The sequence below is a fragment of the Aquimarina sp. genome, from assembly GCF_977115655.1.
On record NZ_CDSBKO010000018.1, the window covers coordinates 22,446 to 35,753 of the forward strand.

Annotated in this window: 3 protein-coding genes; all 3 read left to right on the top strand. The window is 33.5% G+C overall.

All coding sequences use genetic code 11. From position 1 onward, the window contains the following. The first annotated feature begins 2 nt into the window (after positions 1-2). The 3 genes from ACZIYX_RS09605 (at position 3) to ACZIYX_RS09615 (ending at position 13,299) form a co-directional block, all read left to right on the top strand. Positions 3-6,299 (top strand): fibronectin type III domain-containing protein, encoded by a 6,297-nt coding sequence (locus tag ACZIYX_RS09605; RefSeq protein WP_462682010.1) that lies wholly within the window; start codon positions 3-5, stop codon positions 6,297-6,299. Between the two features lie 273 nt (positions 6,300-6,572). Further along, on the top strand, positions 6,573-11,204 hold the full coding sequence (locus ACZIYX_RS09610) for a hypothetical protein (RefSeq protein WP_462682011.1): 4,632 nt from the start codon (positions 6,573-6,575) through the stop codon (positions 11,202-11,204). Beyond that, entirely contained in the window at positions 11,197-13,299 is a 2,103-nt protein-coding gene (locus ACZIYX_RS09615; protein ID WP_462682012.1) for a hypothetical protein, read from the top strand. The genes ACZIYX_RS09610 and ACZIYX_RS09615 overlap by 8 nt, the downstream gene beginning before the upstream one ends. The last annotated feature ends 9 nt before the right edge of the window (positions 13,300-13,308 follow it).

Here is a 13,308-nt window from a genome sequence, read left to right on the forward strand (position 1 = left end):
TTATGAAGAAACTTATTCTTTTACTGTTTATTATACTTTATGGTTCTGGTCAGGTTATTGCACAGCGATTTCCCATAACTATTGTTCCACAAGTTAATCCACCAGTACCTGTAAATTTTTATAACTATGCAGATGGGACTACAATCAATAGCCCATTACGCGTACAGTTATTACTTAATGATATAACCATTACTAACGAGCAAATTCGTTTAAAAGTATATTTTGAAGGTAATGGTATTGCTTTTGAAAGCAAGGATGTGATTGTAGGTGCTTCGTCGTTATTTATAGACGGAGGCATTCCTATGGTATTGACAAATACAGAATTAGCCCCATATTTTGAACTTCAAAATATACAGGGAATTAACCCCAATATTTATGGAAGCAGTATTCCCGAGGGAAGCTTTGATTTCTGCTTTGAGGTGTATGACTATTCTACAGGTAATCGCTTGTCTTCAAAAACTTGTACAACAACTTATATCCTTAAAAATGAACCGCCAATATTAAACTTGCCACTCAAAGAAACCAATATTGAACCTTCAGAAGTAGATAATATTGTTTTTCAATGGACACCAAGACATATTAATGTAAGCAACGTAGAATACGAACTTAGCATAGTAGAGATTTGGGATGATTTTGTAGATCCACAAACGGCTTTTTTATCATTGCCTCCTGTTTTTCAAACAACAATCAGAGGCACATCATTTATATATGGTCCGGCACAACCTTTATTACTACCAGAAAAACGTTATGCATGGAGAGTAAAAGCCAAAGCAATACAAGGAGCCGAAGAGATTGGTCTGTTTAGAAACGGAGGTTACAGTGAGGTGTTTTGGTTTTCGAGAACATCACCATGTAGTATTCCTTTCAATGTGTATGCAGAGCCTAAAGGAATATCAAAGATCAATGTTTTTTGGGATGAAGACCCGTCTGTGTACCAAGAATATACCATAGCATATAGGGAAGCTAACAAAGCTAATGCCTATTGGTTTACAATAAAAACCAATAGTAGTTGGGCCACAATATGGGATTTAAAATCAGGAACAACTTATGAATATAAGGTAAAAGGGAAATGTAAATATCAATACGGAGAATACTCAGACATACAAGAAATCACTACAGAGACAGCACAAGATGAAACCGCGAATTACAATTGTGGGATTGTGCCAGATGCTATTGCCATAACTAATAGAGAACCACACCCGGGGCTAGATATCGGAAACCGAATTACAGCAGGAGACTTTGTGGTAACATTGGTAGAAATCGAAAGCCAGTCTGAAGGAAGAATTACAGGAAGAGGATATGTGGCGATCCCATATTTAAAATTTGCTCGTTTTGGAGTAAAGTTCAATAATATTTTAATTAATACAGATAGTCAGTTGGCGCAAGGTGAAATTATAACCCTTTATGATCCCGAATTAGGAGAGGGAGAAACGATGACTGTAGATGTTAACACTGATGTAGTAGAAGTGATCAATGGAGATCAAGGGGAAACCACACAAGTAGAAGTTGGTTTTGCCATAAAAGATATTAGAATTAATGAACATGGAGCGGTCGTTATAACAGGCGTTAATGAAGAAGAAGCTATCATTCCCGGCGGTCAGGATATACAAGTGGTTGACTCTGAAGGAAAAGTATGGAATGTGGACGAACAAGGTAACACTAAGGAAGTAGGAGAAATTGCTGAAGAAGGTGCTTCTGATAGTAATAATACTGAAGGAGTAGAAGGAGGTGATATTCTTCAGATTTCAGCAACAGGAGTACTTGTAACGTTTAAAAATTCTGGGTACTATTATTTTGATGAATTGCCAGAAGGAGCAGAAAGTGTTTTAGGAATAGAAGAGTTATATCCTTCTGTTCCGATAGTAGGAGGTGGTACATATACCCCGGCTTTTAAAGCGATTTCAAATACTAATGGAAACGACATTGTAACGGCTTATGCAGATTTTAAGGATACATCTATTACTACAGAAGATATTATATTTAAAACAAAAAGTGGAGTTTTGATCCCTGCAACATGGAATGGAAATGTGGCGACATTAACCCTCGAAAAAACATTTGATTATGCAGTGACCAAAATATTGGCAACTGTAAAGCCCAAAGAAAAAAACAAAAAACATACCATAGCAGGAGTCCTTAATGTAATTCATTTAGGCAGTAAAGAATTTACAGATATTAATATAGTATTAGTACCTGTAAACAATATTATTATAAGTAGGGCTGTAGAAAGAAAAATTAAGGAAATCTATAGTAGAGCAGGAGCTAATTTTAATATTACTATTGGAGAACGCTTACAGATACCCGAAAGTATATGGGATATAGAAGAACCATATAATGAGGTTAATGCAGGGGATAGTGGTGTTCTCTCTCATTATAGTAAAGAAGAGATGGCAATTAATACATATTTCAAAACCAAAAGCACTTATAAAAAAGATGCGTACTATGTTTTTGTAACAGATTTTAAGGGGGTTAATTCTACAACCAAAGAAGAGATAGACGGATTTATGCCTCTTAAGCGACAGTTTGGATATATATTTAAAAAATCCAAAGATGATGCTATAACCATAGCTCACGAATTAGGGCATGGGGTTTTTGGGTTAAAGCACCCATTTAGTGAGTATGGTACTCCCGAAGGAAGCACAGGGTTTTTGATGGATTATAATCAGGGAACCGTTTTTAACCACATGGATTGGAAAAAAATATTTGCCCCCGGATTTAAACTATATTGGTTTCAGGGAGATGAAGAAGGGGAGAGTGTTGATGGTACCAAGAAGTTGAAAACTATGAAAGAGAAAATGTTAGTTGTATTAAAACATATAAAAACTAATATCAATGGAGGTAATGATGTCCTAAAGTGGAAGGAATTTACTGCTAGAGAAATAAGCAACGGTAACAATAGCATCACAGTATATGGTTTAGATAAAAGAGAGTATAAGTTAAAAACATCTGAGGATAATGAGTTGACATTTAAATTGCTCTCGCAACCTAATGATCTAAGTAAGGAAATTAAAATATCTAAAATTGATAATAATATTAAGATTGAAAAAAATGAAATAGTAGGAGTAGGGATATATAATATTTTTTATGAATTAACTTTAAAAGGAGAAACAAAAGATGTTTTTGTTTTTGAATTTGATCATTATGAAGATATTGAAAAATTTTATAACTATCTACAAACTGATACTACATCTAATCTCTTTTCAAAAACAGAATTTTCCAAATCAATTATAACATATCTTGATGATGAAGTATTTCCAAAAGAAGGAATACAATCAAAAACAAATTGTAATGATGTAGATTTATATTTCTCAGAAATACCTGATAAACATATAGTAAAAACGATAGATGCATCAAAGCTATGGACGGTTTTAGAAATATTGTTATCGTGCAATATGGATGAAAAACTGACGAATGAAGAAAAAGCAGTTTATACTATAATCGATGCTTTAGCTACAATGGATAAGGAGTATTTTCTTTCTACAATAACAGATACTAAGATAAAGGATGAAACTATGTTTCAAATTCTTTATGATAAATTAGATAGCAAAAAAGAATCTAAAAAATTTATAGAAATAATAGGAGAACTTACAGCACAATTAGAAACAGACCATAGTAAATGGCAAATAATCAATAAAATAATAAAACAAACGTTCGAGGAGACTTTTCACATTTTCCATAAATTCAAAAAAGATAAAGAAGCACAGAAATCGTTAGTTACTATTTTTTCATCATTAAAAAACGATTATTCTAATAAAAGTGATATACAGGCAATTGTAGAATTGTTTGCAGAAATGCTGATTTCAGATTGTAAACATTTGGAGGATTATAAAATTATTTATGAAATAGCAAAAGACAGGGATAGGAACAGAGAAGCGTTTTCAAAATTTACACAATCAGAAACTATAAGCCTAGATAATGGTACAGTACAATCTGTGGGAAGTAAATCCTGGGTGTTACCGTATGATTATAAGTTAAATGATTCTAAAGAATCCATAAATGCAGAAAACAAATTCTTTTGGGCATATGTACTTAGTAATGCCACGGGGCAATATGATAGAGATAACATAAAAAATACAGAGCTGCTTAAAAAACCATATCAGGATTTTTTCAAGAAATTTAGAGAAGAATATAAAATATTCCTCAAAGAATATAAAAAATTGAATAAAGATTTTTGGGATACTGTAACTATAGCCAGTGTTGATAAAAAATATCAGGAAATAATAGATCATATCAACAAAAACGAAAATGCAAAATCCTTAAGAAGTGTTGATCCGGATAAAAAGATAGCGGTACTAAAAAATATAATAACCAAACCGGTAAAAGATAAACCTATATACAAAGATTTACAAAATGATGCATTATTAAAAATAGCACTCAGCTTTAGAACCAAAAACAATACCCTAATCAGTGCTATTGAAGAAATTGGACTTTATAAAATCTATAAAGAACTATCTGGAGATCGATTAGGTAAATTTTTAGCTTGGTTTGGAGAATATATTACCAATTCAGAAAAGGTGAACCGTCTTAAAAAAGAAGATATAGAAGATATCCTGAAAGAGAAAGACTTAATAAATTCTAATCATAGATATGTAATAAAGTTAGAGCAAAATATTTTTCAGTTCAAAAATGATAACATATTTGTTTCCAGAGATGAAAAGAATTTTGTAAAGGTAAATGGAAAAGAAATAGAGTATAATCAAGAGGTCTTAATATATGTTGTTGATGATTTCAATTTCTTAAATCATAAGTTCAAAAAAGGTCAGGTACTATCGATGCCTATTATTCATGCTTTAGCAATTAGCAATAATAATACTAATACAGTAGCAAAAGAAAGTGCATGGTTAACTACCGATATAGTATCTTTTGCTATAGGGGTAGGAGCAGCAAAACTAACTTTTACTATGGGAAGCCGTTTGGCTAAGGCAGCCTATACTTCCAGCATAATAGGCTCTGGGATAAACATTGTTACAACAGCACTAGATGAAAGTACCATAGATGCAGACACAAGATCAAGATTAGCGGTGTTAGGGATGTATCTGTCTATGCCAGGGCACATAAAAGATGTATCCGATGTATCAGAGTTTCTGATGGGCACTCGTAAAAAGGTTCATGCCATACCAGATTTAAGTCAAAACTCTAGAAGTACAATAAACAAGTATTTAGATGATCTAAGTTTAAAAATAGGAAGTATGCCTGTTACTAATTTAGGAAAACTAAGAGCCAAAATTGATAATATTGAAGGAATAGAAGATTTTAAAAAATGGACCAATACGATACCTAAAGACTCTAAACTAATAGATAAATTGATGGATTTAACAGATACGGATATTGTTCTGTTAACTAAGGATTTTGAATTTAAACCAGGAATTGCTCGTCCAGATTTTATTTTAAAACATGATCTAATCGATGCATGGAAAGTACTAAAGCCTTTTTCTAAAACAAGAAACAAAAATGATAATCTAGAAGCACTGGCTAAAATTAGTAAAAGGTTTGAATACCAGAAAGAATCCGGATTTAAAGGATTAAACAAATTGATAAGTGAAGGAAGTGATGCAAGTAAACAAAATCTTATTCAAGGATTCAGGCTTGCAGATGAACTATTTCCTGAGAACCTACAATTAAAATATAGCATTAGCGGAATAAAGGAAGGGGATGTTAAAATTATCACTCTGGTTGATGGAAAAAAAGAAGAAATAGCCCGTATTGTTAAAGGAAAGCTTGTTGGAAATAAAAAATACCTAACAGAAGGTGCAGTAAAAAGCCAGTCTAAAACAGCAAATATCAAAATCCTTCAAAATGGAGATGATATAGGTATTGAACTTAAAGATATCAATAGTATAGATGTTACAGCAGGAGATCGTATTGATGATATGAGGATCAATAAAATTAAGAAAGGCTTGAAAGAAAAGATAGCTATTGTAGGCAAAACTATTAAAAGTATAGATGAGCAAAAAGGAAATGCAAATAAGATTATTTCAAAAATCGAACTATTAAAAGCAAAACAGGTAGAAACTTTTAATGAAGCCTCGCAATATTCAAAAACATTCATGATAGATGGTAAATCTTATACATGGAAGGAGCTTTTAGATGATTTTAGAAATAAAAATAACATATATACTACCGATGAAAATGGTGAAATAAAAGCTAGTGAATTACCAAAAACATTACTGTATAAGGCAAATCAACAATGGTGCGAAAAAATTATTAATGAAGGATATATGATACTGGATGTGAGTTCTGCCTCAGATAAAAATACCACAAATCTATTTTATAATTTCCAGAACGATATACTTTTTCAATAGCATTATAAAACAAAAGTTGAATTAACATAGTGGATACACTTAATGGTTTTGCAAAAATCATTAAGTGTGTATCCATGAGTTGATTGTGTGTTAGGATATTACTTGATTATAAGAGAACAAGCCCTATGTTTTTTAAGATCACTGTTTTCAGTGATTTTTAATAAAGAGAATATAAATAATATTGTACCAGAATATAGAAGAATAATAATAGATAGAATTTTATAAAAAGGATAAAACCTGTAAAGATTGTTAAATTAACTTGACTCTAAATACATGAATAAACTTATACATATTGTAATATTCATATCTGTTTGTCTGTTAACAACTAGTTTGCTAGCAAAAGACGAATATAATACTACAAGCATAAAAACAGGAAAAACAAAAATTAAAAATACAGGACCTGTTAAAGACAGTATAACCATTCTGGCTAAAGAAAAAATAACTGTAAAACCAGTAAAGTTTCTCAGAAATTTTGAATCTCTTAAACGATATGATGAGATACCAGTAAAAAATAAATCATTAAGGTTAGAACACAAAGAAGGCTTTCTATTTAATACAGTTGATGCCGAAGTAAATAAAAAATGGTTGGATATGGCAAATAAAGCATTTGCTATAATCGAAGAAACCCAAAATTATGTTGATTTACTTTCTGATGATAGCCTGAAAGAATTACCCGTTGCCATTCGTCCTACAGAAATAAGCAATGTAAAATATACCGTTGGGATAGCAAAAGCAGTTTTTAAACCGGCCTATACAGAGCTTACGGCTTTTCTAAAAGTAGAAACAGCAAGAGGAGTACTCATTTTAGGAGCATCTGATATAAAACTTTCTCATGAAGGAGGAATTATTGGAGATGCCAAACTTAATCTGATCTCTCAATTTACTTTTAACATTAACAATGGTCAGGCACTGGTGACCCTTAATGGTAGCTTCGAAAAACCAGGAACCTATGCAACTATAGACTGTTCTGGGTTTAAAGAACTGGGAATAGATGCTAATCTAAGATTTTCTAATGGGTTTTTATATCCGGTAGATCAAAATGGCAAAGAAAAATTAGGATATGTAGAAGGAAACTTTAAAACAGTTGTAAGCGACTGGAATGATATTATAGTTAATATTTCATTACCCGAATTTGGAATCAAGGGGATAAAAGGAACCACTTTTAAACTTAATACCGCCATATTTGATTTTAGCGATTTACGTAACGATGATGCAATGCCTGGGGATTATTTAAATAAATATTATACAGAGGATTCTGCATTATGGAGAGGAGTTTATATAAACACATTAGAAGTTCTGTTGCCTAAATCTTTTCGTAAAAATAATAGTGATAAACGAGTAACTTTTGGAGCTTCTAATCTTATTATAGATGAAAAAGGAATAACAGGAAGGTTTGAAGGTAAAAACATATTGACAATAGACGAAGGATCAGCATCAAAATGGAAATTTTCTTTAGATCGCTTTCTTTTGGATATTGAAACCAACAGCCTGAAAGCAGGAGAATTTAGTGGCGAAATGCTTTTGCCGGTTTCAGAACTGGACCGGTTGAAATATGATGCAATTATTCGACCAGACGATGAATATAGCTTGCGGGTCACCAGTACCAAAGAACTTAATTTTGATGTGTGGAACGCCAAAGTTTCTTTGACCAAAGATTCGTATATAGAAATAAAAGTTAAAGACGACAAATTTAGACCCAAGGCAAACCTTAATGGCTCAGTTAGTATTCAATCCGGATTAAATAAATCATCATCCGGTTCTTCTGGAGATAAAACAGTCGATTTTAAAGGGATTGTTTTCGAAAATATGTTATTACAAACAGAATCCCCAAAATTTTCTGTATCCTATTTTGGATACAAGGGTAAAATGAGTTTGGCAAATTTCCCGATAACAGTTAACGAAATTGGATTAAGAACACGATCAGGAAATAAAGCAGCACTTATTTTTGATTTTAATGTCAATCTTTCTTCAGAAAGTGATGGAGGTAATGGTGGAGGAGCTAAGTTAGCTATTAAAGCTAAATTAGAAGAAAACGATAATGGTAGAGATCATTGGAAATATGATGGTATAGACTTGGAACGACTGTTTGTTAAGATGGAAGTTGCGGGAACAGAACTTAAAGGAGCTATATTTATTTTTGAAGATGATCCGATTTACGGAACAGGCTTTGCTGGGGCTGTAGGAGCCAAATTTAGTACAGGGATGCAATTGGAGGTTGAAGCTAAGGCATTATTCGGACGTACTCCTGAGTTTAGATATTGGTTTGCAGATGCTCAGGTGACTCTGCCAACAGGAATACCAATTTTTACAGGTTTTGCATTAAACTCTTTTGGAGGAGGGGTTTATAACCACATGAAAATGGCAGGAGTTACATACGAGGAAGACGCTGCCTATAATATGATCGGGGCTTCTACTTCTGGAGTAATTTATGAACCCTATAAAGAAAATGGGTTTGGACTGAAAGCCACAGTAGGAATTATAACTCAAAACTCAGAAGAATTATTTCATGCAACAGTAGAATTTGGTATATCATTCTTAAACTCAGGAGGATTACAAGAGATATATTTTAAAGGTCATGGTGAATTAATAGCAGACCTGCCAATAGATTTTTATGATAAACTTAATGATCAATTAGGAAGCTTGGCTAATGGATTAGAAATCCCTGCGCAAAGCCCTACTGCAGCAATAAGCGGCGACGTATATATTGGATATGATTTTGTAAATGGCATATTTCATTCTACAGCAGAGTTATATGTCAATTTTGGAATTTTAAAAGGAATAGGACCAAATGGTCGTGCAGGATGGATGGATATATATATAGGGCCAGACGAATGGCATATTCTGGCAGGAACACCAACCGATCCCCTGGGAGTAGAGTTAAAACTGCTTGGATCAAGCATGAGAACAGAGAGTTACTTTATGGCAGGAGATAACATACCTAATAGCGCACCACCACCAGAAATTTTAGCTGACTTGCTAGGTGTTGAAGCTGCGCAATTAGATGCCAACAGGGATCTTAATACATTGGGAGCAGGTAGAGGAATGGCTTTTGGAGCAAACTTTAGTACAAGTACGGGAGATCTTCGTTTTCTGGCTCTTTATGCACGATTTGATGCAGGAATTGGTTTTGATTTTATGTTAAAAGATTATGGAGAAGCGCATTGTAAAGGATCTTCTGGACCAATAGGGTTAAATGGATGGTATTCTACAGGGCAAGCGTATGCATATATGCAAGGAGAAGTAGGGCTTAAAGTTAGACTGTTTGGAAAAAAGAAAAAGGTATCCATTTTTAGTGGAGGAGGAGCAGTGCTCTTGCAAGCTCAATTACCTAACCCGATATGGTTAAGAGGATACCTAGCAGGAAATTATAATATATTGGGAGGATTGGTAAAAGGAAGCTTTAGGTTTAAAGTGCAAATAGGGCAAAAATGTGAAATCGATGGTGCAGGAGCTCTTGATGGGATTGTAGTAATTGGGGATATGTCCCCAAAAGAAGAAACTGTAGATGTGGATGTATTTGCAGCACCACAAGTGGCGTTTAATCTACAAATAAATAAAGTGTTTGAATTACAGGATGATACAGGATATCGAAAATATCGTATCCTAATGGATAAATTTGAAGTAACCAAAAACGAAGAGCAAATTGCAGGAGAGATAGAGTGGAATGATAATAATGATTTGGTAGTATTTTACTCTCATGAGATATTGCCTCCAAATACAAACCTTAAAGCCTATGTTCAACTACATTTTGAAGAGTATAGAAATGGAAATTGGGAAACAATAGAAGATCAAGGCAAAGCATATCTTGAATCCAAGGAGGTTAATTTTACCACAGGAACTGCCCCGGAAAGCATACCATTAAACAATATAGCGTATATGTACCCTGCGATAGAACAAAAAAACTTCTTTATAGAAGAGTACGATAAAGGATATATAAAATTGAAGAGAGGGCAATCTTATTTGTTTGAAGGTGGGGCCAATTGGGATAAGACGATGGTTATGGAGAGTACTATGGGGGAAAAAATGAATGAAAAATTCAGCTATAACAAAGGAGATAAACAAATTACTTTTGGCTTGCCCAAAGAAATGGCAACAGACTCAAAATATACGGTACAGATTGTTTTAAACCCTTCAACAGCTAACATAGCAGATAATGTTAAAGAATCTTACAGGTCTGCAGATATAGGAGGTGAAGAATCAGGAAATAAAATAGAAATTAGATCTAAAGAAATAGAAGGAGTACTCGTAAATGGTGAAAAAAGAAAAGTATTGGTTTTTGATTTTGAAACAAGCCAATACACCACTTTTCATAAAAAAATGAATGCCCTAAAGCAAAACAAAGATTTGTATGAGTATGTTCCTTACCCTTATGGTTTGGTTTTATATACAACTATCGATCCAATAGAACCTTTTGATTTGACAGAATTGGTGGGAAATAAATATTCAGGAAATATTCCACTTGTTATGGCACGGGCAATTCCTGATGATTCATATTATCAGAAACAAATTTATCCGTTGTTATATCAAAACTATCCCTTGGAAGGTACATTTTCTGTAACCAGAAAAACCGATAAAGTTAGTGTTCCTCCATTAGAAGGAGTAGAACCTATGGCATGGTATCTTACTTATCTGGAAAATAAGTATACAGGCGAAATTAGCGAGTATAACCCATACAGATATAATTTAACGTATTACTACTATAAAGACTATGAAGATCTACGATATCAATTAGTAAATTCTAACCTGCCATGGGAAGTAAGATCTAAATATTCTAAATTGATTATAGATCCGTTACCATTAATGAAAAGTGGAAAGTATAAAACAAAACTCCAATATATATTACCGGGGCAGGTAAAAAAAGGAAGAAACGAAATTATAAAATTTACCAATATGCTTTATGAATAAATTTATAATCTACATATATATTGTAGGAGTTATCGGTATGTTACCATTTCAAGGAGCAGCACAAAAGCCTGTAGGCGATCAAAAAGCCGCTGTAAAAGTTATAGGAACAGTAACCAAAAATGCTATTATGCTCAGGTGGGCAGCTAATACTCCTTTGGGATGGAAATATGGTAATACATACGGATATACTATAGAGCGCACTACAGTTGCAATAGGGAGTCAGTTATTAAAAGACCCCATTGTAAAAAAAATAACCACAACCCCTATAGTACCAAAGCCAATGATACAGTGGGAAGATTTTGTGAATACTAATGATCATGCAGCTATAGCCGCACAAGCAATTTACGGAGAAGATTTTGACGTATCGTTAGAAGAGGGAGGCAATGATGTTATGGCTATTATTAATCAGGCAAGAGGATTAGAACAACGATTCTCTTTTGCTTTATTTGCAGCAGATCAGGATTATGAAGTAGCAAAATATTCAGGATTGGCCTATAAAGACACAGATGTAAAACCAAATGAACGTTATCTCTATAGGGTATATGCAGCAGTTCCTTCAGAAAAAATAAAAATTGACTTTGGCGGAGTATATATGGGGTTAAGTGATTATAAACCTTTGCCCAAACCACAAGATCTCATTGGTATTTCTGGAGATAAAAATATAATGTTGAGCTGGGATATCACACTTCTAAAAAATCAATATTCCAATTATATGATTGAGCGCTCTGATGATAAAGGGAGTACATACAATGCTTTAACAGATAAACCCATTGTAAATCTAAATGAAAACGATAAAAACCCTTCAAACAGAATGTTTTATATCGATAGCATCTCTGAAAATAATAAAGAATATTATTATAGGGTAAAAGGAATTTCTCCTTTTGGAGAAGTAGGACCAACTTCAAAAGTATTTATTGGTAAAGGAACAAAAGCACTAAAGCACGGCCCCGCCATAACCGAAGCCAAATTAATGCCGGATAATAGCACGGCAATGATTATATGGGAGTTTCCGGATGAAGGGATGGGATCTACAGCATATTTTGAGTTAAGCCGATCTGATGTGTTTAAAGAAAACTATCAGGTGGTAGTGCCTAATATCTCAAAAAACACCAGGACCATCAACTACAAAAACCTGGATGCAATAAACTATTTTACTATAACCGCTGTAGGATTGGACGGAACAAAACGAACTTCTTTTCCAAAAATGGTGCAGCCCGTAGATGACATTCCACCAGCAGTACCTTTTGGGATAACAGGAATAATTGATTCTACAGGAGTAGTACAATTAAAATGGAATAGAAATACGGAAACAGATTTTTTGGGATACCGTGTTTTTAAAGCAAATCTGGAGGAAGAAGAGTTTACTCAGATTACTTTTCGTCCTATTCCAAAAAGCGAAATTGTAGATACAGTAAATATAAAGACACTAAACGATAAAGTTTTTTATAAAGTACAAGCATTTGACAAACGGTATAACCCCTCAGCATTTTCTGAAGTAATCATGCTAAAAAAACCCGACGTCATCCCCCCAACCAAACCGGTTTTTAAATCTTTTACCACAGACCAAGAGGGCATCGAATTAAGTTGGGTAACCAGTAGTAGTGCAGATGCAGAAAAAACAATAGTGTATCGAAAAGAAAAAGGAAAAGATACTCCCTGGGAGCTCATTGCCGAGACTATGATTCCAGAAAGTAAATATAAAGATGTTAGTGCAAGACCCATGCTTACATATTTATATACGTTGGTTACTATAGACAAATCAGGATTAGAATCAGAGCCGGTAACCCCTTTAACTATTAGTTTGCCGGATACTCACATAAAACCCGAAATTAATAAGTTTTTGGCATTGGTAAATAGAGAAGAAAAAGAAATCTCGTTAAACTGGAAGTATACAGAAAATAATGTAGTAGAGTATGTCCTGTATAGGGCAGAAGAAGAAACAAAACCAACCTTGTACAAGGTGTTTAAAGACGATCATGATCAAAAATTTCTTGATAGTAATGTAAAGGTGAACACCAATTACACATATATTTTGCAAGCCGTGTTTAACTCGGGAGCCAAGTCACCATTAAAAAAAATTGAAGTAAATTATTAGAACCATAAA

Excerpts from the sequence above, each read along its gene's own strand:
- ACZIYX_RS09605 (WP_462682010.1), top strand. The coding sequence starts at position 3 with ATGAAGAAACTTATTCTTTTACTGTTTATTATACTTTATGGTTCTGGT.
- ACZIYX_RS09615 (WP_462682012.1), top strand. The coding sequence starts at position 11,197 with ATGAATAAATTTATAATCTACATATATATTGTAGGAGTTATCGGTATG.
- ACZIYX_RS09610 (WP_462682011.1), top strand. The coding sequence starts at position 6,573 with ATGAATAAACTTATACATATTGTAATATTCATATCTGTTTGTCTGTTA.